Annotated in this window: 20 protein-coding genes, 2 tRNA genes and 2 pseudogenes; 4 read left to right on the forward strand and 20 right to left on the reverse strand. The window is 68.1% G+C overall.

What is annotated here, in order from left to right:
* Positions 1 to 189: 189 nt before the first annotated feature.
* A pseudogene (locus tag G127AT_RS00760) lies at positions 190 to 438 on the reverse strand (integrase core domain-containing protein); the annotation flags it as partial.
* 141 nt (positions 439 to 579) lie between these two features.
* Between G127AT_RS00760 and G127AT_RS00765 the strand changes: the two are divergent.
* Positions 580 to 1899 (forward strand): ISL3 family transposase, encoded by a 1320-nt coding sequence (locus G127AT_RS00765; RefSeq protein ID WP_425305851.1) that lies wholly within the window; start codon positions 580 to 582, stop codon positions 1897 to 1899.
* A 17-nt stretch (positions 1900 to 1916) separates the two neighbouring features.
* Here G127AT_RS00765 and G127AT_RS00770 read toward each other — a convergent pair.
* From G127AT_RS00770 to G127AT_RS00800, 7 genes and pseudogenes are all read right to left on the reverse strand, one after another.
* Positions 1917 to 2833: pseudogene (locus tag G127AT_RS00770) on the reverse strand (IS3 family transposase); the annotation flags it as partial.
* 178 nt (positions 2834 to 3011) lie between these two features.
* The gene (locus tag G127AT_RS00775) at positions 3012 to 5474 is read right to left on the reverse strand and encodes a DEAD/DEAH box helicase (protein WP_210898854.1); all 2463 of its coding nucleotides are present in this window, start codon (positions 5472 to 5474) and stop codon (positions 3012 to 3014) included.
* Complete coding sequence (locus G127AT_RS00780; RefSeq protein ID WP_210898856.1) at positions 5464 to 6318, reverse strand: Hachiman antiphage defense system protein HamA; 855 nt, start codon at positions 6316 to 6318, stop codon at positions 5464 to 5466. Before G127AT_RS00780 ends, G127AT_RS00775 begins: the two co-directional genes overlap by 11 nt.
* Before the next feature lie 317 nt (positions 6319 to 6635).
* Complete coding sequence (locus G127AT_RS15955) at positions 6636 to 6986, reverse strand: helix-turn-helix domain-containing protein (RefSeq protein ID WP_244857663.1); 351 nt, start codon at positions 6984 to 6986, stop codon at positions 6636 to 6638.
* A 52-nt stretch (positions 6987 to 7038) separates the two neighbouring features.
* Positions 7039 to 7112: transfer RNA gene (locus G127AT_RS00790), tRNA-Ile, on the reverse strand.
* A 7-nt stretch (positions 7113 to 7119) separates the two neighbouring features.
* Positions 7120 to 8367, reverse strand: coding sequence for a glycosyltransferase (locus G127AT_RS00795; RefSeq protein WP_244857664.1), 1248 nt, complete (start codon positions 8365 to 8367; stop codon positions 7120 to 7122).
* Between the two features lie 193 nt (positions 8368 to 8560).
* Positions 8561 to 9478: a DMT family transporter gene (locus G127AT_RS00800; protein WP_244857665.1), complete on the reverse strand. Its 918-nt coding sequence runs from the start codon at positions 9476 to 9478 to the stop codon at positions 8561 to 8563.
* A 40-nt stretch (positions 9479 to 9518) separates the two neighbouring features.
* Between G127AT_RS00800 and def the strand changes: the two genes are divergently transcribed.
* Positions 9519 to 10085 carry a peptide deformylase gene (def, locus tag G127AT_RS00805; protein ID WP_210898862.1) on the forward strand — a complete coding sequence of 189 codons (567 nt, stop codon included), beginning with the start codon at positions 9519 to 9521 and terminating at the stop codon, positions 10083 to 10085.
* A gap of 146 nt (positions 10086 to 10231) precedes the next feature.
* Positions 10232 to 11083: a siderophore-interacting protein gene (locus G127AT_RS00810; protein WP_210898864.1), complete on the forward strand. Its 852-nt coding sequence runs from the start codon at positions 10232 to 10234 to the stop codon at positions 11081 to 11083.
* A 121-nt stretch (positions 11084 to 11204) separates the two neighbouring features.
* Here G127AT_RS00810 and G127AT_RS00815 read toward each other — a convergent pair.
* The 10 genes from G127AT_RS00815 to dusB form a co-directional block, all read right to left on the reverse strand.
* A tRNA-Asn gene (locus G127AT_RS00815) sits at positions 11205 to 11277 on the reverse strand.
* 109 nt (positions 11278 to 11386) lie between these two features.
* Positions 11387 to 12400, reverse strand: coding sequence for a D-isomer specific 2-hydroxyacid dehydrogenase family protein (locus G127AT_RS00820; protein ID WP_210898866.1), 1014 nt, complete (start codon positions 12398 to 12400; stop codon positions 11387 to 11389).
* On the reverse strand, positions 12397 to 13257 hold the full coding sequence (locus tag G127AT_RS00825) for an ATP-binding cassette domain-containing protein (protein WP_210898868.1): 861 nt from the start codon (positions 13255 to 13257) through the stop codon (positions 12397 to 12399). Before G127AT_RS00825 ends, G127AT_RS00820 begins: the two co-directional genes overlap by 4 nt.
* A 1-nt stretch (position 13258) precedes the next feature.
* A complete protein-coding gene (locus G127AT_RS00830; RefSeq protein WP_210898870.1) occupies positions 13259 to 14947 on the reverse strand; it encodes an ABC transporter ATP-binding protein in 1689 nt (562 codons plus the stop codon).
* Positions 14944 to 16011 carry an ABC transporter permease gene (locus tag G127AT_RS00835; protein WP_210898872.1) on the reverse strand — a complete coding sequence of 356 codons (1068 nt, stop codon included), beginning with the start codon at positions 16009 to 16011 and terminating at the stop codon, positions 14944 to 14946. Before G127AT_RS00835 ends, G127AT_RS00830 begins: the two co-directional genes overlap by 4 nt.
* A gap of 1 nt (position 16012) precedes the next feature.
* Positions 16013 to 17107, reverse strand: a complete 1095-nt coding sequence (locus G127AT_RS00840; protein WP_210898874.1) for an ABC transporter permease — start codon at positions 17105 to 17107, stop codon at positions 16013 to 16015.
* A 94-nt stretch (positions 17108 to 17201) separates the two neighbouring features.
* Positions 17202 to 18836 carry an ABC transporter substrate-binding protein gene (locus tag G127AT_RS00845; protein ID WP_210898876.1) on the reverse strand — a complete coding sequence of 545 codons (1635 nt, stop codon included), beginning with the start codon at positions 18834 to 18836 and terminating at the stop codon, positions 17202 to 17204.
* A gap of 172 nt (positions 18837 to 19008) precedes the next feature.
* Positions 19009 to 20865 carry a DNA primase gene (gene dnaG, locus G127AT_RS00850; protein WP_210898878.1) on the reverse strand — a complete coding sequence of 619 codons (1857 nt, stop codon included), beginning with the start codon at positions 20863 to 20865 and terminating at the stop codon, positions 19009 to 19011.
* 100 nt (positions 20866 to 20965) lie between these two features.
* Positions 20966 to 22225, reverse strand: a complete 1260-nt coding sequence (locus tag G127AT_RS00855; protein ID WP_210898880.1) for a deoxyguanosinetriphosphate triphosphohydrolase — start codon at positions 22223 to 22225, stop codon at positions 20966 to 20968.
* Positions 22215 to 23360 carry a tRNA dihydrouridine synthase DusB gene (dusB, locus tag G127AT_RS00860; RefSeq protein WP_210898882.1) on the reverse strand — a complete coding sequence of 382 codons (1146 nt, stop codon included), beginning with the start codon at positions 23358 to 23360 and terminating at the stop codon, positions 22215 to 22217. Before dusB ends, G127AT_RS00855 begins: the two co-directional genes overlap by 11 nt.
* Positions 23361 to 23448: 88 nt before the next feature.
* Here dusB and G127AT_RS00865 point away from each other — a divergent pair, with 88 nt between their 5' ends.
* Entirely contained in the window at positions 23449 to 23931 is a 483-nt protein-coding gene (locus G127AT_RS00865; RefSeq protein ID WP_210898884.1) for an aminoacyl-tRNA deacylase, read from the forward strand.
* Here G127AT_RS00865 and G127AT_RS00870 read toward each other — a convergent pair.
* Together G127AT_RS00870 and G127AT_RS00875 are read right to left on the reverse strand one after the other, a co-directional pair.
* Complete coding sequence (locus G127AT_RS00870; protein WP_210898886.1) at positions 23915 to 24082, reverse strand: hypothetical protein; 168 nt, start codon at positions 24080 to 24082, stop codon at positions 23915 to 23917. The genes G127AT_RS00865 and G127AT_RS00870 overlap by 17 nt on opposite strands.
* A complete protein-coding gene (locus tag G127AT_RS00875) occupies positions 24079 to 24744 on the reverse strand; it encodes a DsbA family oxidoreductase (RefSeq protein ID WP_210898888.1) in 666 nt (221 codons plus the stop codon). The genes G127AT_RS00870 and G127AT_RS00875 overlap by 4 nt, the downstream gene beginning before the upstream one ends.
* Positions 24745 to 24749 lie beyond the last annotated feature (5 nt).

Below are 24749 nucleotides of genomic sequence, written 5' to 3' on the forward strand. Positions count from 1 at the left end.
AGAAATCCATGCTGGTGGTTGACCCGTGCCCAGTGGGCCGCGATGCTTGGTCAGCGATCCAGAAGAGACCGGAGTACAGATGAACTATCAGGAACGGCCCCGCGTAACGGGGTACTCCACCGAGGAGACGTTGTTCGCCACGCGCTATAAGTGGGCTGTGTCAAGTTCGGTGGACGGTCTGTTTGGTGTTCAGGCCGCGATCGCGGTCTGAGGGTCGTGCTGGGCTCGGACTTCGGCCGGGGTGCGGTATCCGAGGCTCGAGTGCAATCTGCGACGGTTGTAGAACACTTCGATGTACTGCATGACGTGGAACCGTGCCTGCGCTCGGGTCGTGAAGTGGTACCGGTGGTACATCTCGTTCTTCAGCATGCTGAAGAACGATTCGGCCACGGCGTTGTCCCAGCAAACCCCGGTGCGTCCGACCGATAGGCGCACTCCGAGACTGTCGGCGATGTCGGCGTAAGCGGCTCTTCGGAGATCTGGTGGGGGTGAGGTGTCCGGGGCGTGACTGGCGTGTAGGGGTCGAGGTCCCCGAGGATCAGAAGCGCTAACCACCTGATTCCGACCGAGGACCTCGACGTGCTTCACCTTACTTCGGGGCGCGTTGACGCGCGTCCGGCTGCTGATCCCTGTGACCGTTGTGACCTGCTGCTGGGCCTGGACGGGGTCCACGTCGAGCATGTCGATCGCCGTGACGGCCTGCTGACGGTCACGGTCTCCAGCCCGCCGGGACCTGCCGGGTGCCCATCGTGCGGGGTGATCGCGACCGGTCGTGGCCGCCGACGCCGGGTGCTGCGGGACGTGCCTGGCGCTGACCGGGTGCGCCTGGTATGGCGGCAACGCGTCTTCCGCTGCGAGGACACCGACTGCGGCCGGAAGACGTTCATGGAACAGCTCCCGTCGTTGGTCGCCCCACGCGGATCGATCACGGCCCGTGCCGTGGTCTGGGCGATCGGGCAGTTGCGTCGCGAACACGCCACCGTCCAAGGCTTGGCTCGTCAGCTCGACACGTCGTGGAAGACGCTCTGGCGGGCCGTCGAACCCGAACTCGAGCAGCTTGCCGCCGACGAGTCCCGGTTCGACGGGGTCAGCACCCTCGGTGTCGATGAACACATCTGGCACCACGTCGATCCCCGCATGCGCGGCCCGAAGGAGTTGACCGGGATGGTCGACCTGACCCGCGACGAGCACGGCAAGACGCACGCCAGGCTGCTGGACCTCGTGCCCGGCCGTTCCGGGCGCGTCTACAAGGCCTGGCTGGACCAACGCGGCGAGGACTTCCGTCGGAACGTGAAAGTGGCCGCCTTGGATCCCTTCGCCGGCTACAAGGCCGCCATCGACGACAAGCTCCACGACGCGATCGCCGTGCTGGACGCGTTCCACGTTGTGAAGCTCGCTACCGCCGCCGTCGACGAGGTCCGCCGCCGGGTCCAACAGGACACCCTCGGCCATCGCGGCCGGAAGGGCGACCCGCTCTACGGGATCCAGACCATCCTCCGCGCCGGGGCCGAGCACCTCACCGACAAGCAACGAGCACGTCTGGTCGCCGCGATCAACGCCGACCCCGCCCACGAGGAAGTCTTCATCGCCTGGCAGTGTGCACAGCAACTCCGCGCCGCCTACCACGCGAAGGATCTGGCCCAAGGACGACGGATCGCCGTCACCGTCGTCGACACGTTCCACACCTGCCCGATCCCCGAGATCGCCCGCTTGGGCCGCACCCTGAGACGGTGGCGCGACGCGTTCCTGGCCTACTTCACCACCGGCCGCTCATCCAACGGCGGCACCGAGGCCGTGAACGGCATCATCGAACTCCACCGCCGCCTCGCCAGAGGCTTCCGCAACCGCCACAACTACCGCCTCCGCATGCTCCTCGCCGCCGGCGGCCTCACCCCATGACCCCCACCGGATGTCCGAAGAGCCGCGTAAGCCTGCGAGGTGTAGACGCTGCCGCGGTCGCTGTGGAAGATCGCCCCGTGCTCGACACGCCCGTGCGCGTGGGCCATGCGAAGGGCGTCGGCGACGAGTTCGGTGCGCATGTGATCGGCCATCGACCAACCCACGACCTCACGGTTGAACAAGTCGATGACGGTGGCCAGGTACAGCCATCCCTGCCCGGTACGCAGGTAGGTGATATCGCCCACCAACCGGGTCCCGGGGTGATCGGCGGTGAAGTCGCGGCAGAGCAGATCGGGGCGTTCGGCGGCGTCAGCGGCGGGGATCGTGGTTCGCTTCCTCGTACGCGGCTGAACGCCGAATAGTCCCGCCTCACGCATGAGTTTCCGGACCAGGCCTTCCGACGCGTGGATGCCGCGGCGGCCCAGTTCGGCCACTACTCGCCGGAACCCGCTGGTCTGGGCCGAGTCGTGATGGATCTGCATGATCAGTTCTGACAGGGCCGCTCGTCGCGTCGCCGCCGGCGAGGCCGTGCCCTGCCGCCGCGCCCACGCGTAGTAGCCGGCGCGAGTAACGCCGAGCATCGAGGCCATGAACTCGACCGTGTGGTTGGCCTTCTCCGCGTGGATCAGCGTGAACTTCACGCTCACCGCTGTTCCCGGGCGAAGAAGGCCGCGGCTTTTTTCAAGAACGCGTTCTCCTCGATCAACCGGCGATTCTCAGCCTCCAGACGAGCGATCCGTGCTGCATCGACCGGCATCGGCGCGGTCTGCGGATCAGGATGCTGCTGCCGGTACGCCTTGACCCAGTACCCCAGCGAGGACTCGTTGATACCCAACTCCCTGGCGACCTGCGCCACCGCACGCTTGCCCTGCACGACGAGCTGGACCGCGTCGGCCTTGAACTCATCCGTGAACTTCCTACGACTCGACGACATCTCGTGAAACTACTTCCTGGTAACAACCGTCAACAGAAAGTGTCACACCCCACTCCTCGCCGCCGGCGGCCTCACCCCATGACCCCCACCGGATGTCCGAAGAGCCCCACAAGGTCCGCTGCGAACTGCGTTTCGGAGACGAGATTCGACCACCGCCGGGGCCCCCTGCCGTGGCCGCTCATGCCTGTGCTCCAATCAGTCCCCGCACCTCAAACAGCAAGATGTCATTAATGCTCGCCGCCTCCAGCGCCTCAAGTAGTCCCGGACGCAGCTCGATCGTGTTGGCGGCGATATCCGCGCCCACGAACTCGCGATAAGACTCCGCGATGAGGTGCGCAAGTTCAAATGACATGCCATTGCGCAGCAGCGCAATCACGTAGCGATCTGCAGTGCCGTATTTCAGCTTGAGGTAGAACGTCTCTTCGACCAAGTCCAGCGAGAACAGAATCTCCAGGTACTTCATGAGGTTGTAGTCGAGGAAGTCGAGCTCAGCCTTTATCCGCACGATTGCGAGGTTTACGAGCGCACCGCGTGATTTCGTCGACCGTCTCACGTAAGCGCTCGTGTGTTCGGTCGCGAAGCGCTTGACCTCGCCCCACTTCGACCCCACCCAAATCAGATCGTCCTTCTGACGTCTCCAGTGCGTCAGGTAGCGCCCGATCATGAGTTTCAGGGGATCGCCTTCTGCCCGCCAGCTGAGGAACATGGCGTAGAAGTTTCGCGCTCCCTGCTCGTCTCGAAGGCGTTCGAGGTCATCAGTGTCGCGGCCAAGCTCGACACCCGCGAGGAAGATATCGACGATCAATGCAATCAGGTCGTCAGCCGTCGAGACTGCGCTGCCGGTGCGATCAGTCGCCCGATCCTGCATCAGTAGCTCGTAACGGAACACGTCGAAGTCGTAGGCGCCGTGCCGGAAGCAGAGACGGCCGAGCTCGGTCTGAGCAAGCCGAGCGCCCTCAAGTCCGGACGCACCCGACTCGATGTTCTCAAGCCGCTCGAGCGCTTCGATGCGCGGCTGATCAACTGGGCCAGACTCAAGCAGTGGATTCTCCACCGGATCGGACGCTGACTTCGAAGGGTCAGCTCGGTCCTCGAGCCAGCTCAACGGGTTCCAGCGCTTCGGCGCGTAGGAGCTCTTGAGGACGTAGATCTTCGGAACCAGCAGCTCGAGCTTCGGTGTGTCCGACGAGAAGATCTGGCTGAACCGCGCCGCGCGACCAACCAGATTCCTGAAGGCCGAACGTGCCAGGTAGCCACGTCCCCGATCGGGCGACAACAGAACCATCGTGTCCGCTGGAGTGTTTACTCCTTCGAGCAAGGTCGATGTCGTCACTAGGTAGCGATTGTCCGAGGACCGATCTTCCCGGAAGAGGTTCTCGACATACTGCCGCAGCACTTCGGGGATTTGTCCGTGATGGAAGAGGACGCCGCTTCGGATCACGTCGACGAGGAGGTAGTCCTTGTCGACGAGGTCGCTGATTGCCTCGATCGCTTTGGCGGCCGCGGGAGCAATCGCGTCGTTCGACGAGCCAACCTTGCTTGCGATGCGACGTGCCAGGTCCTGAGCATCGCGAGGCTTGTTCAAGTAGACGATGGTGCGGGGGCCAGCGAACGCGATGACCGCGTCCGCATCATCGTCCGGAACCGTCAGTGACGACTCAAACGAACGAGCCAAGAACTGGTCGAAGACCCGGAGGGCTTCCCCGGGCACCCCCACGAAGAACTGCTCAACCTTGACCTGCTCATTCACCGTGCAGGCGCGTACCTGCCGATCCGCGCCGTTGACGTGTCGGAGAGCTTCCGGGTTCTCGAGGAACGGAGTGTAGTAGGCGACCTGCATGTCGCCCTTGCGGGAACGAGCAACAAGGATCACCTGAGAAAGCTCAATAGCACGGGCATCGTCTGACAGGACGTTCTGGGCCTCGTCAATCAGGAGCTGATTGATCTCGAGTTCTGGATTATCGACGAAGAGCTTATGCAGCCGTTCCTGCGTGAGGATCGCAATGAAAGATGACTCGCCGTTGTACGCCTCTGGATGCGAGATGACGCGCGCGGAGACTTCTCGCTGGCGCATAAGACGAACGAGTTCAGCCTTCGTCTGCGCGATGAGCGCCTTCGACGGCACCACAATGCAAACGGCGCCGGGCAACGACGCAAGTGCGCGGTCGGTCATCATCTCCGATTTGCCGTACGAGGTCGGCGCGATAATGGCCGCGTGCGAATTGATCGTGTTAAACGCGCGCAGCGCCAACTGTTCGCGCGTACGGGTGATCCCGTCCGACGTGAAGTTCTTGCCATGAGCGACTCCGAGCACCCGGTGCAACGAGTTGTCTTCAAGCACGTCGGGATGGGCTGTGTGGATCGCGGCGATGACGGGCATCAGCTCACGGTGATCCGCGATGTCCAGTAGCGGCTCGAAGTCTGCGGTGTCCAGTGAGTACTGCAGTGCGATTCGATAACCAAGCCGCTCGACCGTCGTGTCACCTTGGCGCAGGAAAATCACGGCATATGAAAGCAGTTCCTGGTACTCGTCGTCCGAGATCTCCCGTCCGAGGGACATGCTCGTGTAAAGCTCGAGGAAGCGCGAGTCGTCGAGGTTCGCCTGATTTCGCAACTTCCGGTAGGTGATGTCAACGGCCATCAGACGGGCGCTCCGATCGAGTGCGCAACTCTTTGATCAGATCTTCAAGATCCGATTGTTGGATGAGCAGCAACCGGAGGTCTGCAAAGCGACCGCGACTCTTCACGCTCTCGATGAGTGCCTTGCCTGTCTCTGAGTCGATCTCGTCGAGCATCAGGTCACGCATTACGACGCCGCACAGGAGCGCGCGCACCTTCGCGGTTCCGCCGCCGTGGACAGTCTTGAAGTCCGCGCGAAGTAGCTTCTTGACGCTCGATGCTTGGGCGCTATGCAGTGTCGCGTCTGCGTCGAGCAACGCCGCATCCCAGCGCTTCTTGCGGACATCAGACGTAAACATCTCGTGGAGGCTCCGCTCGGCCACGCCGATGAGATCGCGAACCTTACTGTCCGCTGTCTGGCTGTCAGATACTTTCCCCGCTTTGACCTCGCCGTACCAGAGGCCGCCATCGTGGTCGTCGTAAAAGGTGAGATCGAACCCTTTCTTGATCGCACGCTCCTCCTTGTTGAGATAGAGCGCGGCGGACACGAGCTTCTCGTGACCGTGCGGCACGAGAAGGTGCACAACCAGTTCGCCAGCGATGCCGAGCTGGGTCTGCTCACCCTTGGTGTCATAGAGCTTGAAGAACTCATCGAGTGTCGTTTCGAGGGAGTAATAGTCGGAGTCCTCAGCGGCCTTGGCGCGTCCGTAGCAGTATTCGACGATCCTCGTGTTGAGCGTGTCCTTTATCTCCTGTGTGACTTTCTCGAGCACCAAAATGCTGGCGTCGTCGACGGCGACAACTCTCACGCCGTCCATGAGATCCCCCAAGCCCGGACGCTGCTCCCGCAACGATTCATGGCCCACGCAGTCTCCTCGCGCGCCAACACTTCGGCCTGCTCGAGGACCAGCTCGATGGCCACAGCACTCTCCACACGCTGAGCCTAACCTCGATCTTTCGTCGGTTCGGTGAGTGCCCCTCGTTTGGGCGTCGTCGAGCCCGCTCGGCAAATCGAGCTTGAGCGCAGTGATGGCGGCGTTGCGGCTCGACGCCGTCGCGAGGACCTGCCTTGTCATCTCGTCCCAGTCACGGGATCTGGTCTGCGCGCGGAACCGGCCCTTGCCGAGGTCCACCGTGTTGATGGCACCGTACGTGCCGATCGACAGCCGAGGTCTGCCAGCCATTAGCCTTCACCCCCACCGACCGTGACGGCTTTGGGTTCATGCAGGCTATCGAGCCAGCGGATGACGTCGGAAACCCGGTACCGCATCTCGCGGCCGACACGCATGCCGGTCGGCCCTCGCCCGTCGGTGCGCAGGTCGTAGATCGCCTGCACGTGCACGCCGAGGTACTCGGCGAGCTCGCTCTTGGTCAACATCGGCTCGAGGCCGAGCCTGGAGAGGTGTTCGCTGTTCATGCCACGAAGGTGTTCGAGGGGAACCCAGCTTCTCCCAACCGGGTCGACCACCATCCCCCGCAGTTCCGCGAAACGGCGTGAACGAACGAATAAACGTTGAATAAACGTGAACGACATCAAGTCCTTGCCAATGGTTGTGGCAAGAAATCCTGATCAGGTCGATTTCCAGTAGGGCGGACGGGACTTGAACCCGTGACCGATGGATTATGAGTCCACTGCTCTGACCGGCTGAGCTACCGCCCCTGAACGCCTACTCCGGCAGGGATGCCGGGGCCGCGTCGGTGACCGGGTCGACCACCGGTTCCCCACGATACAGGCTCTCGAACGTCGAAATCGTGCGCTGGATGTCGTGTGCGGCGATGAGACGGATCGAGCCCTCTTTGAGCGCCCGGTACTCCTCCGGGGATGCTTCGAGGACCCGGCGGAGCTTCGCGGCGAGGTCTTCGGCGCTTCCCGGTTCGAAGAGGAAGCCGTTCTCGCCGTCGTGCACGAGATGCGGCAACGCCATGGCGTCGGCGGCGACGACCGGCAGCGCGGAGGCCATGGCCTCCATCGTGACGATCGATTGCAGTTCGGCGATCGAGGGCATCGCGAGCACGGAGGCCCGGTGGTAGGCGTCGCGCAGCTGCTCGTCGGTGACGTAGCCCGTGAAGGTCACGCGGTCGGCGATGCCGAGTTCGGCCGCGAGGTTCTGCAGGTTCTTCAGCTGGTCGCCGCCGCCGACGACCTCGAGGGTGGCGTGGAGCGAGGCCGGCAGCAGTTTCAGTGCCTTCAGGAGGACGTCGATCTGCTTCTCGCCCGTGACGCGGCCGACGAAGATGATGCGGTTGCCGGTGCGCGGCTCCCAATCGGGCCGGTAGTTGGCCGCATCGATGCCGCAGGAGATCGCGTGCACCTCCGACAGCCCCGTGTACTTCTCGAGGAACTCGGCGGCCCGCTTCGTGGGCGTCGTCACGGCCTCGGCGCGGCCGAAGGTGCGGCGCGCGGCCTTCCAGGCGAGGCCCACGGCCCAGTCCTGCCAGGCCTTCGGGATGAGGGTGAACTCGAGCATGTTCTCAGGCATGAAGTGATTCGTGCCGATGACGCGGATCCCGCGCTTCTCGGCCTCGATCGACAGGCCGCGGCCGACGACGATGTGCGACTGGAAGTGCACGACGTCGGGCTTCACCTCGTCGATGATGCGCGCCGAGTTCTGCTTGATGCGCCACGGCAGGGCGAAGCGCAGCCAGTCGTGCGGGTACCAGCGCCAGCTGTAGAGGCGGTGCGCGGTGATCTCCTGCCCCTCGTGCACCTCCTTCCAGGTGCCGTGCTTGCCGCTGGCCGCCGGCGCGATGACGTGCACGTCGTGGCCGCGTTCGGCGAGGCCGGCTGCGAGGCGTTCGGCGAAGCGGGCGGCTCCGTTCACGTTCGGGGCGAAGGTATCGGCGCCGATCAGGACGCGCAGCGGCCGCTTGGCAGAGCCGGGATCGCCGGCCTTGACACCGGAAGAGTCAGACACGTGGTGTGGGTTCCTCACAGTTCGTGGGGCGGATGCTCGCTCCGCCGGGCCGTGCCGCAGGTGGATTCGGGTGTGCGAGCACTGCCGCATAGTCTAGCGAGCCGCCCTGGTCCCGCGATCGAGGGGCGTGCCCGGGCGCGTCGCGGGCCGCCGCCGGGCGCCTCGCGGCATCCACTGCGGGGTATGGATGCCGTCAGAGCCGCGTCTGCGGGTGGTGCCGCGACAGCATGAAGACGCCCCACACCGCGACGATGCCGGAGACGATGAACACCGGGATCGCCCAGCCCGGCGCCTGCGCCGCCTCGCCGAGCACGATCGTGCCGATGGCGACGGCGACCATGGGGTCGACGACGGTGAGGCCGGCGATCACGAGATCCGGCGGGCCGGAGGCGTAGGCGTTCTGCACGAAGTACGCGCCGAGGCCCGTTGCGGCCAGCAGCGCCACGACGCAGACGATCGTCAGCCATTCGAACTCGCCCTGCTGCACGCGGCCGAGCACCACCTTCGCGAGCGTCGCGACGAAGCCGTAGACGACCCCGGCGCCGAGCACGTAGAACAGGGCCCGCATGCGATGCCGAAGCGCGGCGAAGGCGATGCCGAGCACGCCGAGGACGACGGCGAGGACGATGAGGATCGTCACGAGGTCGTCGTCGGTGACCGGCCGGTCGGTGGCCGTGAACGCGGCCACGCCGACGAAGAGGAACACGCCGCCGACGCACATCACGATCGCGATGACGGAGAGGCGGTTCAGGCGCACATGGTTCACCCGCGAGTTCAGCACCGCCGTGATGACGAGGGCGATGACGCCGAGCGGCTGCACGACGATGATCGGCGAGAAGTACAGGCTCGACAGCTGGAACACGACCGCGAGACCGAGCATGAGGGTGCCCACGACCCACGAAGGGCGTGCGAGCAGCAGCAGCAGCTGCCTGGGGCTCAGACCCTTGCCGATCGAGTCGACGGTGCGCGCCTCGACCTTCGCGACGCCGCGGTGCTGGAACTGGGCGCCGAGCGAGAGGAACACCGCGCCCACGAGCGCGATCGGAATGCCGATGAACTGCCGGGGATCGAGCTGGGCGATCTCGGTCGCGACGGCGAGGTCGGAATGCACCTTCCGACAGTACCCGTTCCGCCCCCGATATCCTTGCCGAATGGCCGTCCTCCCCATCCGCATCAGCGGAGACCCCGTGCTGCACGCCCCCGCCTCGGATATCGAGGAGATCGACGACGAGCTCCGCACCCTCGTCGCCGACATGTTCGAGACGATGGATGCCGCACCCGGCGTGGGCCTGGCCGGACCGCAGGTGGGGGTGCCGCTGCGTCTCTTCGTGTTCGGCTGGACGGATGACGACGGCCGCGAATGGCGCGACGTCGCGATCAACCCCGAGCTGTGGATCACACCGGTGCCGCCCGGGCTGCCCGATCCCGACACCGAGTCGGAGGGCTGCCTGTCGTTCCCCGGCGAGCGGTTCGGGCTGCGCCGCGCCGAGCGGGCAACGCTGCGGGCCGTGGGCCTCGACGGGGTCGGCTACGAGATCGTCGCCGAGGGCTGGCTCGCCCGCATCTTCCAGCACGAGTACGACCATCTCGACGGCGTGCTGTACCTCGACCGCCTCGACGACGACGATCAGCGCCTCGTGCACAAGATCGCGAAGAAGGCCGGATGGGGCAAGCCCGGCAAGAGCTGGCTGCCCGGGGTGGATCGCCTGGAGGGCTGAGCGGGCCGGTCCGGCTCCGGGCACCCAACAGCATGACGGTTATGTTAGCCTACCCTCACTTCCGTCTCGAAGCCGTGGCGGTATCCCCTCGCAGCCCCGCTCACGCATCCCGGGCGGCGGCAGCCATGCCCGATGAAGGAGTCCCGATGGCCCATGCCGCCGGCACCGCGCCCGTAGCGGGCCACACCCACGTTCCCATCCGTATCCGCGAGCTGCAGATCCTCGGCCGCAGCTACGTCACCCCCCGCATGGTGCGGCTGACGCTCGGCGGCCCCGGCATCGCCGGATTCGAGTCGCACACGCCCGACGAACACGTCAAGATCGTCTTCCCCGACGCCGCGACGGGTCGGACCCGGGCGCCAGAGCCCGACGGCGACCACCTCGACTGGCCGCGGCCGTTCCCGCCGACGCGCGAGTACACGGTGCGGCGCTTCGACGAGGCCGCCGGCGAGGTCGACTTCGACTTCGTCGTGCACGACGGCGGGCTCGCATCGGAGTGGGCGCAGGCCGCCGAACTCGGCAGCTCGATCTGGATCGCCGGGCCGCGGCCGGGGCCCGTCATCACGCCCGAGTTCGGCTTCCAGGTTCTCCTCGGCGACGAGACCGCACTGCCGGCCATCGCCCGCAGGCTCGAAGAGCTGCCCGCCGACGCCCGCGGCATCGCAGCTATCGAGATCGCCGACGACGACGAGCGGCAGGACGTCCGCGTGCCCGACGGCGTCGAACTGCACTGGCTTTCGCGGCACGGCCGCCCGGCCGGGTCGACGAGCCTGCTCGGCGACTTCGTCGCGGGCATCCGCCTGCCCGACGACGTCTGGAGCTACGTCTTCGCCTACGCCGAGGCCGGCTGCATCAAGCCCGTGCGCAGGTGGGCGCGCTCGAACGGGATCGGCAAGGCCCAATCCGACATCGGCGGCTACTGGAAGCTCGGGCGCACCAACTCGGTGCAGGACCAGGCGGGCATGATCCGGCGCGTGCGCATGGCTCTGCACCACTGATCGCAGCCAGATCCATCGGCCCGCAACCAACGCCGACGGCAATCGGTCTATAGGCCTGGCAATCAACGCGAACGCCCCGCTCCAGCATCGTGGAGCGGGGCGTTCGCGTCGTGGAACTCGGCTCCCCCACTTGGACTCGAACCAAGAACCTGCCGGTTAACAGCCGGCTGCTCTGCCAATTGAGCTATGGAGGATCGCTTTTGCAGCAGAGGCCACTCTAGCAAACTGCGGCGCGCTCTCCCAATCGAGGTCGGCTCAGCTCTCGCCGCGGCTACCCGCCGCGACGCGGCTACCCGGCGCGGCTCAGTAGCCGGCCGCCGGATCCACGACGCCGAGGAAGCCGCCCTCCCCCAGGAAGGCGCGTACATTCGCCTCCACGCGGGCCGCGAGCAGCGGACGCACCATCTCCTCGGTGTCGGCGACGTGCGGCGTCACGATGACGTTCGGGGCCGACCACAGCGGATGCCCGTCCGGCAGCGGCTCCGGGTCGGTCACGTCGACGCCGGCACCGGCGATCTCGCCCGCGGTCAGCGCATCCACGAGCGCGTCGGTGTCCACCAGTCCGCCGCGGGCGATGTTCACGAGCACCGCACCGGCCGGCATCGCACGGAACTCCTCGACGCCGATGAGCTTCGAGGTGCCCGAGGTCAGGGCCGCGGCGACGAAGACGACGTCGGCCTCCGGCAGCACCTCGCCCAGGCGGTCGCTCGTCACCGTGCGCTCGGCGCCCGGAACGGGCTCGGGGCTGCGGCGGACGATCGTCGCATGCGTGCCGAAGGGCTCGAGCAGGCGCAGCAGTTCGAGGGCGATGCCGCCGGCACCGAGGATCACGACACGCAGGCCGAAGAGGGAGCGACCGTCTTCGCGACCCTCCCAGTGCTTGACGGCGAGCCGGCGCGGCAGCAGCCGGAGCGAGGCGAGGGCGAGCATCAGGGCGTGCTCGGCGACCGGCTGCGCGTAGGCGCCCTTCGCGCTCGTCCACACCCGCGACGCACCGGCGTTCGCCGCGAGCAGCGGGGCGAAGGCATCCACACCCGCCCACGGCAGCTGCACCCACCCGATGCGGGGGTGCCCGTCGAGCACCCGCTGCAGCTCGTCCGGGTGCTTCGAGGAGAGCCACACGAGCCCACGCGTGTCATCGCCGAGCGGGGCGACCGTGCCGCCGGCCGACTCGATCGCCCGCACGAACGCCTCCTCCGGCTCCGGCAGGACCGCGATCGGGCCCGGCTCCGGGCGGGCGCCTTCGGGCGGGGTCCACGCCGGCACGGCGAGCACGGCGGCATGCTGGGCGGTCGGGCTCGCGGCGTCGGATGTCACGTGGCGGGTCTCCGTTCGAGGTCGTCGGTGATCGCGTGGCCGCGGTCGAGCGCGCCGGCCAGTTTGGCCACGAATGGATGCCGGGGGTCGCCGAGCACCTCGTCCATCGTACCGATGGCCACGAGCCGCCCCTGGTCGAGCACCGCGATGCGGTCGGCGATGCGGCGCAGCACCGGCAGATCGTGGCAAATCACGATGCCCGAGAACGTCAGCTGCTTGCGCATGTCGTTGATGAGGGTCGCGACCGAGTCGCGCACCGTGAGGTCGATGCCGGCCATCGGCTCGTCGGCGATGAGCAGCTTCGGGCCGAGCACGATCGAGCGGGCGAGGGCGACGCGCTGCCGCTGCCCGCCCGAGAGTTCGTACGGGTAGGCGTTCAGGAACCGGAGCGGCAGGCTCACGGCATCCACCGTCGTCGCCACGAGGCCCGCGAGCTGGCGCTCGGGGAACTTGCGGTCGCGCCGGAGGATCGGTTCGGCGACGATCTCGGCGACCGTGCGGTCGGCCGGCAGCTTGGACGCCGCCTCCTGTTCCAGGTAGCCGACCGAGAAGGTGTACTCGGCGAGCCGTCGGCGCCGAAGCCGCCGCAGGCTGGTGCCCTCGACGACCGCCTCGCCGCCCGTGATCACCGGGCGCGGCGAGGGCGAGTCGGGGTCGAGGAAGTCGCCCGAGAGCACCCGGGCGAGCGTGCTCTTGCCGCTGCCGGCGCTGCCGAGCAGGCCGAGCACCTCCCCGGGCGCGACGCGCAGGCTCACCCCCCTGAGCGCCACGGCCGCAGCGCTCGCGCCCCGCGGCGGATACTCGAGCGACAGATCGCTCAGCATGATCGGGTAGCCGTGCGCGGCTGCACGCGTCATGTCACTTCCCCTCCCGAAGTCGCCGGAGCTCCTCCCGTCGCTTCTCCTGCTCGACGGGGTCGGGCACCGGCAGCGAGGCCAGCAGGCGCTTCGTGTACGGTTCGCGCGGCGAACCGAGCACCTCCGCGCCTGTGCCCTCTTCAACGAGTGTGCCACGATGCAGCACCGCGATGCGATCGGACAGCAGATCCACCACCGCCAGATCGTGGCTGATGAACAGCGCCGCGAAGCCGAACTCCCGCTGCAGTTCGCTGAAGAGCTCCAGCACGCGTGCCTGCACCGAGACGTCCAGGGCGCTCGTCGGCTCGTCGGCGATGAGCAGTTCCGGCTGCAGCGCGAGGGCGCGGGCGAGGCTCGCGCGCTGCCGCTGACCGCCCGAGAGCTCGTGCGGGTAGCGGTCGCCGTACGAGCGGGGCAGCTGCACCGCTTCGAGCAGCTCGTTCACACGCTGCCGGGCGTCGGCGGCGCTTTCGGCACGGCCGTGGATGACGAAGGGCTCGGCGACGCATTCCGCGATCGACAGCAGCGGGTTGAAGCTCGACGCCGGATCCTGGAACACGAATCCGATGCGGTGCCGCAGGCGCTTGAAGTCGCGCTCGCGGACCCCGTTCATCTCCATCCCGAGCACCTCGAGCGAGCCTCCGGTGACCTTCGTCAGCCCGGCGATGGCCCGGCCGATGGTCGTCTTGCCGGAACCCGACTCCCCGACGAGGCCGAGGACCTCCCCGGGGCGGATCGCGAAGTCGACGCCGTCGACCGCACGGAAACCCGCCCGGCCGAACCGGCCAGGGTACTCGATGGAGAGACCCTGCGCGCGGACGACCGGAGTCGTGTCCGCCCAGTCGTCGCCGCGGCCCGACGCTCGCGCCTCGGCGCTCGCCCGCCCGTGTCCGACGTACGGCACTGCTGCGAGAAGCGCCTTCGTGTACTCCTCCTGCGGGGCACTGAAGAGCGCCTCGACATCGGCCTCCTCGACGAGCTCGCCCTGGTACATGACGGCGACGCGATCGGCGAGGTCGGCGACGACGCCCATGTTGTGGGTGATGAGCACGATCGCCGTGCCGAACTCGTCGCGGCAGCGGCGGAGCAGGTCGAGGATCTCGGCCTGCACCGTCACGTCGAGGGCCGTCGTCGGCTCGTCGGCGACGATGAGGCCCGGGTCGAGCACGAGCGCCATCGCGATGACGACGCGCTGCTTCTGCCCGCCCGAGAACTGGTGCGGGTAGTAGTCGATGCGACGCTCCGGCTCGGGGATGCCGACCCTGCGGAGCATCTCGATCGCCTTGGCGCGGGCCTCCTTCTTGGAGACCTTGCCGTGGGCGCGGATGCCCTCCATAATCTGCCAGCCGACCGTGTAGACGGGGTTCAGCGCCGTCGAGGGCTCCTGGAACACCATCGCGACGTCGGTGCCGCGCACCTGCCGCAGACGCTTCTTCGGAAGCGACACGATGTCGTGCTCGCCCGTGCCCTCGCGGTTGCTGAGGATCACGGCGCCCGAGGCGGTCGCCGTCTCGGGCAGCAGCCCGAGGATGGTCTTGGCCGTCACGGTCTTGCCGCTGCCGGACTCGCCGACGATCGCGAGGACCTCGCCGCGGGCGACCGACAGGCTCACGCCGTCGACGGCCTTGACCGGCCCGGCGTCGGTCGCGAACGAGACGCCGAGGTTCCGGATCTCCACCACATTGCTCATCGCTTGACCTCGATCCCATCGTCGCCGAACGTCTCGCCGCTCTCGAGCCCGTCGACCCCGCCGGGGCCGGCCTCGAGCGTGCCGCCGGGCACGACCGAGGTCTCGGCGACCGTGCCGGAGGCCTGGGCCACCCGGCGGCGGCTGCGGAGACGCGGATCGGCCAGGTCGTTCAGGCTCTCGCCGACGAGGGTGATGCCGAGGACGACGAGCACGATCGCCACGCCGGGGAAGACCGCCGTCCACCAGATGCCGCTCGACACGTCGGAAAGCGCCTTGTTCAGGTCGTAGCCCCATTCGGCGGCCGCGGTCGGCTCGATGCCGAAGCCGAGGAAGCCGAGGCCGGCCAGGGTGAGGATCGCCTCCGAGGAGTTCAGCGTGAAGATGAGCGGAAGGGTGCGGGTCGCGTTCCGCAGCACGTGCCGGAACATGATTCGCCCGTTCGAGGCGCCGAGCACCTTCGCGGCCTCCACGTACGCCTCGGCCTTGATGCGGACCGTCTCGGCGCGGATGACGCGGAAGTACTGCGGGATGAAGACGACCGTGATCGAGATCGCGGCGGCGAAGATGCCGGCCCACAGGCTCGACTGGCCGCCGGAGATCACGATCGACATGACGATCGCGAGCAGCAGGCTCGGGAAGGCGTAGATCGCGTCGCAGACGACGACGAGCACCCGGTCGATCCACCCGCCGAGGTACCCCGAGACGAGCCCGAGGAACACACCGAGGAAGATCGAGAGCACGACGGCGATGACGATCACGAAGAGCGCCGTCTGGGCGCCCCAGATCACGCGCGAGAGCACGTCGAAGCCGCCGACCGTGGTTCCGAGGAGGTGCTCGCCGCCGGGCGGCTGCTGCGCGCCGAAGGCCACCCCGTCGGCGCGGAGCTGGTTGTAGCCGTACGGGGCGAGGACGGGTGCGAGGACGGCGACGAGGATGAAAACGCCGGTGATCACGAGGCCCGTGACGAGCATCCCGCGCTGCAGACCCATGGACTGGCGCAGCTGGTGGACGACGGGCAGCCGCGACCACAGCGACGGCTTGCGGAGGGCGAGGGTCTCGCTCATGTCAGTACCTCACCCTCGGGTCGATGAGCGCCGCGATGATGTCGACGATGAAGTTGGTCACGGCGACGATCACCGCCAGGAGGGCGACGATGCCCTGCACGGCGACGAAGTCGCGCGCCTGCAGGTACTCGGAGAGCATGAAGCCGAGGCCCTTCCACTCGAAGGTCGTCTCGGTGAGCACGGCGCCGCCGAGCAGCAGCGCGATCTGCAGGCCGATGACGGTGATGATCGGGATGAGCGCCGGCCGATAGGCGTGTTTGCTCACGAGCCGGAACTCGCTGACCCCGCGGGAGCGGGCCGCATCCACGTAGTCGGTCGAGAGGGTGCCGATCATGTTCGTCCGCACGAGCCGCAGGAAGACGCCGGCCGTCAGCAGACCGAGCGCGACCGCCGGCAGCACGGCGTGCTCGAGCACGTCGGCGAGCACGTTCGGATTGCCCGTCATGATCGCGTCGATCGTGTAGATGCCCGTCTTGTTCGGCAGCACCTGCATCTGCAGTTCGGAGCCGGTGGATGCCCGGCCGGCCACCGGCAGGACCTTCAGCCACACCGAGAAGACGAGCTTCAGCAGCAGGCCCGCGAAGAACACGGGCGTCGCGTAGCAGAGGATCGCGAAGACGCGCAGCGCCGCATCCTGGCCGCGGTCGCGGAAGCGCGCGGCGAGCATGCCGAGCGGGATGCCGACGATGAAGGCGACGATCAGGGCGTAGAAGGCCAGCTCCAGGGTGGCCCCGCCGTAAGTGAGGAGGATCTGGGTGACCGGGCGGTGGTCGGAGAACGTCGTGCCGAAGTCGCCCGTGAAGATCTGCCCGAGGTATTCGAAGTACTGCACGATGAGCGGCCGGTCGTACCCGTACTCCGTGCGCAGTTCCGCGAGCTGGGCCGCGGTGAGCTTGTCGCCGCGGGCCGCCGTGATCGGGTCGCCCGTGGCCCGCATGAGCAGGAAGACGAGGGTGACGAGGATGAACACCGTCGGGATGATCAGGAGGAACCTGACCAGGATGTAGCGCCCGAGGCCGCCGCCGGAGGGGCGTCGTGCCGGTTTCTTCGCGTTGGACCCGTCGGGCACGGGGGGCGCGGCTGCTGTGGTCGTCATGCTCGCATTCCTGACGATCCGGGCGGCCCCCTCCGTGGAGCGGGCCGCCCGGTCGATGTGTTCAGTGCTGGGTGATCAGATCATTCCAGACGGATCAGCCCTTGGCGAGGGCGCCGTAACGGAACTTGAAGGACGCGTCGAGCGTGTCCTCAGTGCCGGTGACGTCCGTGCCGGTGACGGCGACCTGGGCGCCCTGCAGGTAAGGCACCGTCGACAGGTCGGCGGCGACCTTCTCCTGGATCTGCTCGATGAGCGCGGTGCGCTCGTCGGCGTCGGCCGTGGTGGCCTGCTCGAGGATGAGGTCGTCGACCTCCTGGTTCGAGTAGTGGTTCAACAGGAAGTTGTCCGTGAGGAAGAACGGCGTCAGGTAGTTGTCCGCGTCCGAGTAGTCGGGGAACCAGCCGAGCTGGTAGGCCGGGTAGACGTCGGAGGAGCGGTCCTCGGAGTACTGGACCCATTCGGTCGTCTGCAGGTTCACCGTGAACAGGCCCGACTCCTCGAGCTGGTCCTTGATGAGCGCGTACTCCTCGGCCGAGGACGGGCCGTAGTGGTCGTTCGAGTACTGCAGGTCGAGCTTGACCGGCACCTCGACGCCCGCCTTCTTCAGACGGTCGGCGGCCTTGTCGGCGTCGGGGCCGCCCTCGCCGTCGCCGTAGAGGTCCTTCAGCACCGTGGTGGCGCCGGTCAGACCCTCGGGGATGAACGAGTACAGCGGCGTGTAGGTGTCCTTGTAGACCTGCGAGGCGATCGCCTCGCGGTCGATCAGGTCGGCCACCGCCTGGCGGACGGCGAGCGCCTTGGCCGGGTCTGCGCCCTCGGCCTGGGCACCGTACGGCTGCGTGTCGAAATTGAACACGATGTAGCGGATCTCGCCGCCGGGGCCGTCGACGACCGTCACCTTGTCGGTCTGCTCGCGCAGATCGTCGATGTCGGTCGCGGACAGACTGCGGAACGCCACGTCGATGTTGCCCTCCTGCACGTCGAGCTTCAGGTTCGACGATTCGGAGTAGTACTTCGTGTTGATGACGTCGGTCTTCGCCGCGCCGAGCATGCCCTGGTAGTCGGGATTGGCCTTGTAGGCGATCAGCGTGTTGAAGTCGTAGCTCGTGATCGTGTACTGGCCGGCGAAGGCGTTGCCGTCGACGATGTCCTCATCGGCGGTGAGGGAGTCGGCCGAGAACACGTCCTCGTCCACGATCGGGCCGGCGGGGCTCGAGAGGATGAGCGGGAAGATCTGGTCGTTCTCGGTGAGGAGGTGGAAGACGACGGTCTCATCGTCGACGGCCTCGACCGACTCGAGGTTGTACAGCAGCGGCCACGGCCCGTTGGGGTCTTTGATCGCGAGCTGGCGGTCGAAGGTGAACTTGACGTCCGAGGAGGTCAGGTCGTTGCCGTTGGCCCACTTCAGACCCGGCTTCAGCTTGACCGTGTATTCGGTCGGCGCCGTGAACTCGGCGGACTCCGCGATGTCGGGCTCGACGTCGGGGCTGCCGTACGGGGTGTTCATGAGGAACGGGAAGACCTGGTTCATGACGGCGAACGAACCGTTGTCGTACGAACCGGCCGGGTCGAGCGAGGTGATCTTGTCGGTCGTGCCGACGATCAGCTCGCCCGAGGCGTCGCCGTTTCCGTCGCCGCCGGCTGAACAACCGACGAGGGCGAGCGCCGTGGCCGACAGGCCGGCGACCGCGAGGAGACCGCGGCGGCGGTACTTGGATGCGGATGACATATCCGTCTACCTCTTCCTTAGGGGGTCGCGCGCACGACTATTGGGACATCGTGCGCGGGTATACATCCAGACCTAGCACACGGGTCGGCGAATCGACCGGCCGGTGTTTCAGGACGTGGGGAAAGTTTATCGTTCTGCAACGTTGCATCCCATTCGGGCGGCCCACGACCCCCTATTCGGGCCGCAGCGCCCGGCGATCCCTCTCGATGCCCACGAGCGCCTGCTGCAGCGCCCGGAAGGCCTCCGCATCGCTCCGATCGCTGCGCTGCAGGCGGCCGAGCAGCTCCTGCTTCTGCCGAAGCAGCTCCCGGTCCACGACCGAGGTGAGCACGCCCCGCACGTAGCCGGCGGGGTCGGCCTCGCCGCGCTGCGGGATGGGCGCCACGGCCAGTTGGGTGACGAGCCCTGCGAAGGGCTGCGGCACCTCGGCGATGACCCGGTCGACGGTGACGGGGGCCCCGGATGCCGTCAGCGAGGCGATCCCGTCGCGCACGACGGCCAGCGACGCCTGCCCGAAGCGGGCGTCGAGCGCCTGCCGCACGAGGTCGTCGCCGGCGGCGTCCGGATACTGGAGCAGCGCCTGCAGCGCGTCGCGCTCGAGTCTTGCAGCCGGATCGTTCGGCAGGTCAGCGAGCGAGAACGGTCGTTCGGCCGGCTCGGCGGATGCGTCGGCGGGCCGGCCGGGCGGGCGCGGCTGCTCGACCGGCCTGCCACGGCCGCCGGCCGCACGGACGGCTCGCGTCACATCGCCGAGCTCGACCCCGAGCATCCGCGCGAGCTCGCGCGTGTACCCGGGCCGAAGCGCCGGATCACGGATGTCTGCGACGACCGGAGCGGCCGCGCGCAGCGCCCCCACCCGGCCCTCGACCGTCTCGAGGTCGAAGCGCGAGATCGTCTGGCGGATCGCGAACTCGAACATCGGCGTCTTCGTCTCGACGAGGCGGCGCACCGCCGCATCCCCCTTCGCCAGGCGCAGATCGCACGGGTCGAGGCCGTCGGGGGCGACCGCGACGAAGGTCTGCGCCGCGAAGCGCTGCTCCTCGCCGAAGGCGCGCATCGCCGCCTGCTGGCCGGCCGCATCGCCGTCGAAGGTGAACACGACCTCGCCGACGCCCGAGTCGTCGCCGAGCACCCGGCGCAGCAGCTTGATGTGCTCGGCGCCGAACGCGGTGCCGCACGTCGCGATCGCCGTCGTCACGCCCGCGAGATGGCACGCCATGACGTCCGTGTAGCCCTCGACGACGACGACGCGACGCTGCTTGGAGATCTCCCGTTTGGCCAGATCCAGCCCGTACAGCACCTGGGCCTTGTGATACACCGCCGTTTCGGGCGTGTTCAGGTATTTCGGGCCCTGATCGTCGTCCAGCAGACGCCTGGCGCCGAAGCCGACGGTCTGCCCGGTGACGTCGCGGATCGGCCACACCAGCCGGCCGCGGAAACGGTCGTAGACGCCGCGGTCGCCCTGCGAGACGAGGCCCGCGGCGGCGAGCTCCTCGGTGACGAAGCCGCGCGCGGTGAGGTGCTTGGTCAGCGCATCCCAGCTCTTCGGGGCGAAGCCGACGCCGAAACGGTCGGCGGCGGCCGGATCGAAGCCGCGCTCGCCGAGGAAGCGGCGGGCCGGTTCGGCGTCGGGGGCCGCAAGCCGCTCGACGAAGAACTCCGCTGCCGCCTGATTGGCCGCGAGGATGCGTGCCCGGTTGCCGAGGTTCTTGCCCGGACCGCCGTCCTCGTAGTGGAGCTCGAAGGCGATCCGCCCCGCCAGGCGCTCGACGGCTTCGGAGAAGGTGACGTGATCCATCCGCTGCAGGAAGGTGTAGACGTCGCCGGACTCCCCGCAGCCGAAGCAGTGGTAGTAGCCGAGCTGAGGGCGGACGTGGAAGCTGGGGCTGCGCTCGTCGTGGAAGGGGCACAGGCCCTTCATGGAACCGACGCCCGCCGATTTCAGGGCCACATGCTCGCCGACGATATCGGCGATGTTCGTGCGGGCTTTGACCTCTTCGACATCGCTCTGTCGAATCCGGCCTGCCATGGCGTTCATCCTATCCTCGCGCGGGGGTCGGGATGCCGCGCGCCGCGGCTCGGTGCCGGACGAAACCCCGTGCCGGACGAGGCTCAGTGCCGGACGAGGCTCAGTGCCGGACGAGGCGTTCGTACCAGGCGAGCGCCGACTGGTCGGTGAGGCTGGCGACCTGATCGACGATGACGCGTGTGCGGGCGGCATCGTCGGCGGCGGCACGCCAGTCGGCCGCGAAACCGGGGTCGAGGTGCGCGGCGCCGGTCTCGGAGAGCACCTCGGCCAGGCCCGCCAGCACCACGCGCTGCTCGGCGTAGATCGGCTGGCGGGTGTTGCGCGACATCACATGCGTGGCGACGATCCCCTTCAGCACGGCGATCTCGGCGGAGACCTCGGGCGGAACGACGATCGACGCGCCGAAGCGGGCCAGCTGCGTCTGCGGATACGCCTCGCGGGTCGCGGCCTCGGCGCCGTGCACGAAGCGGCCGATCAGCTGGCTCGTCAGGTTCTTCAGCGCGGCGAGCTCCTCGCGCGACCCCGACCAGCCGCCGAGCCAGCCGTCGAGTCCGTCGAGGCGGTCGAAGGCGGCCAGCAGCTCGTCCTCGGGCACCTCGTCGCCGATCCAGTCGAGCATGCCGCGAACGAGGGCGTCGTGGTCGCTGCGCGCCGTCAGCGCCGCCGGGTCGATGTAGCCGTTCACGATCGCGTCCTCGAAGTCGTGCACCGAGTAGGCGATGTCGTCGGAGAGGTCCATGACCTGCGCCTCGATGCAGCGCACCCGGGGCGGGGCGCCCCGCCGCATCCACTCGAATACCTCGACGTCGTCGCGGAAGAAGCCGTACTTGGCGCGCCCGCTCGGGTCGGCCACCGACGAATCGGCCGGCCACGGGTACTTGCAGCTGGCGTCGAGGCTCGCCCGGGTGAGGTTCAGGCCGTAGCTCGTGCCGTCGGGCCCGAAGACCTTCGGTTCGAGGCGGGTGAGGAGGCGGAGCGTCTGCGCATTGCCCTCGAAGCCGCCGATATCGGCGGCCCACTCGTTCAGCGCCCGCTCGCCGTTGTGCCCGAACGGCGGATGCCCGAGGTCGTGCGCGAGGCAGGCAGTATCGACCACGTCCGGGTCGAGGCCGAGGCTCTCGCCGAGCTCACGGCCCACCTGAGCGACCTCGAGCGAGTGCGTGAGCCGGTTGCGGGCGAAATCGAGGCCCGCGGTCGGGCTCAGCACCTGCGTCTTCGCCGCGAGACGCCGGAGGGCGCTCGAATGCAGCAGGCGGCCGCGGTCGCGCGCGAAGTCGCTCCGGGGTGTGAAGTGCTCCTCGGGCAGCCGGCGCTCGGCGTCGAAGCCCGTGTAGGCCGACGCGCGCGCTTCAGCCGCCACTGGTGTCCAGCTCCGCGTCGACGAGCGTCGTCCGGTCGCCGCCGGCGAGTTCGCGGGAGGCGAGCCAGCCCTCCGGCAGCGCCGGCGTCTTCGGGGTGCCCGCGCGACCGCGCGGGCCCTCGGCACCCTCCCCCGGGTACGGCGTCGAACGGTCGAGCGTACCGAGCAGCTCGTCGAGCTCGGCGAGCGACTCGACCGTGGCGAGCCGGGCCCGCAGCTCGCCGCCGACCGGATAGCCCTTGAAATACCAGGCGACGTGCTTGCGGATGTCGCGACACCCGCGGATCTCCGAATCGAAGAACTCCACGAGCAGCTCCGCATGCCGCCGGAACGCATCGGCGACCTCGCCGAGCGTCGGCTCCGCCTTCCGCGGCTCGCCCGTGAACGCCCCCGCGAGATCGCCGAACAGCCACGGCCGCCCGAGGCATCCACGCCCCACCACGACCCCGTCGGCGCCCGTCTCGGCCAGCATGCGCAAGGCGTCGTCGGCCGACCAGATGTCGCCGTTGCCGAGCACCGGGATGCTCGTGACCGTCTCCTTGAGCGCCCGGATCGCCGACCAGTCGGCCTGGCCCGAATAGAACTCGCTCGCCGTGCGCGCGTGCAGCGCGACTGCGGCGGCCCCGGCGCCCTCGGCGATGCGGCCCGCCTCCAGATACGTCAGATGGTCGGCGTCGATGCCCTTGCGCATCTTCACCGTGAGCGGAATGTCGCCGGCGGCACGCACGGCGCCCTCGACGATGCCGCGGAACAGCTCCGTCTTCCACGGCAGGGCCGCTCCCCCGCCCTTGCGCGTCACCTTCGGCACCGGGCACCCGAAGTTCAGATCGATATGATCGGCGCGATCCTCGGCGACGAGCAGCGTCACCGCATCGGCCACCGTCTTCGGGTCGACCCCGTACAACTGGATCGAACGCGGCGTCTCCGACTCGTGATGCGTGATCAGCCGCATCGACTCCGGGGTGCGCTCGACGAGGGCCCGGCTCGTGATCATCTCGCTCACGTACAGGCCCGCGCCGTACTCGCGGCACAGGCGCCGGAACGCCGTGTTCGTGATCCCCGCCATCGGGGCGAGCACGACGGGCACGTCGAGGGAGAGCCCGCCGATCGAGATCGGGCTCACGGGTCGGGTCATGGTCTCTGGCATATCCCCTCGATTCTCCCAGATTCCGGCCGAGTGCGGGCCGTGCGCGGTTAGTCTTTCCCTGTCGAAGGAGGCGTGGATGGCCGAGGAGCAGCCGAGCGGCGTCGAACGGGTGCGGGCGGATGCCGCCTCGCGCGGCCTCGAGATCGAAATCGTCGAACGGCCGGCAGCGGGAAGCCTCGCCGAAGCGGCGGCCCTGCTCGGCATCGAACCGGCCGACATCGTGAAGTCCCTCGTGCTGAAACGCAGCGACGACACCTTCGTGTTCGCCCTCGTGCCCGGCGGGCGGAAGATCAGCTGGCCGAAGCTGCGAACCCTGCTCGGCGTCAACAAGCTGCAGCTGCCCGACGCCGCCCTCGCGCTGGCCGCCACCGGCTACGAACGCGGCACGATCACCCCGCTCGGTTCGACGACCGCCTGGCCCGTCGTCGCCGACGTGTCGATCGCCGGCCGTCGCGTCTCGATGGGCGCAGGCGCCCACGGCTACAGCGCGTTCGTCGACGCAGGCCGGCTGATCGCCGCGCTCGAAGCGACCGTCGCCGACATCAGCGAGCCGGAGTAGCGGCCCCCGACCGCCCGGCGGGCGGCTCCGGGATGAAGCAGACGTCGCCCTCGCAGACCATCGCCTGCGGGTCGCCGGCGAGCACCGTGAACGGTGCGGGGGCCGCGGCCGGCGCTGCGGCATCCACCGCGGGGCCCTGCTCGGCGCTCACGCGGCCTCACCGCTGCGCTCGGCGCCGACCTGCGTGATGACCTGGCCGAAGACCTCGGCCGGCTGGGCGCCCGAGACGCCGTACTTGCCGTCGAAGACGAAGAACGGCACACCCTGGATGCCGTACGCGCCGGCCTGGGCGATATCGGCCTGCACGGCGGCGGCGTAACGACCGGATTCGAGGGCCTCGCGTGCGGCATCCGCATCGAGCCCGACCTCGGCCGCGAAGCCGACGAGCTCGTCGATGCGGCCGACGTGACCGCCCTCGGTGAAGTAGGCGCTGAGCAGCCGCTCCTTCAGCGCGAGCTGGGCGCCGTGCTCCTTCGCGAAGTGCAGCAGTTCGTGGGCCTTCAGCGTCTTCGTGTGCTTCAGCGCATCGAAGTCGTAGTCGAGGCCGGCGGCCTTCGCGACGCCCGACACATGACCGAGCATCTGGCGCACCTGCTCCTCGGGCATGCCCTTGTGCGCGGCGAGGAAGTCGATCTCGCTGCCCTCGAAGTCCACCGGGGTGTCGGGGGCGAGCTCGAAGGAGTGGTACTCGATCTCGATGTCGGGGGCGTTCTCGCCGAGGCCGGCGATGCCCGCCTCGAGGTGGCGCTTGCCGATGTAGCACCACGGGCAGGCGATATCGGACCAGATGTCGATCTTGATGGGGTCAGTCACGCCTG

The organism is Agromyces archimandritae, assembly GCF_018024495.1.
Classification (GTDB): domain Bacteria; phylum Actinomycetota; class Actinomycetes; order Actinomycetales; family Microbacteriaceae; genus Agromyces; species Agromyces archimandritae.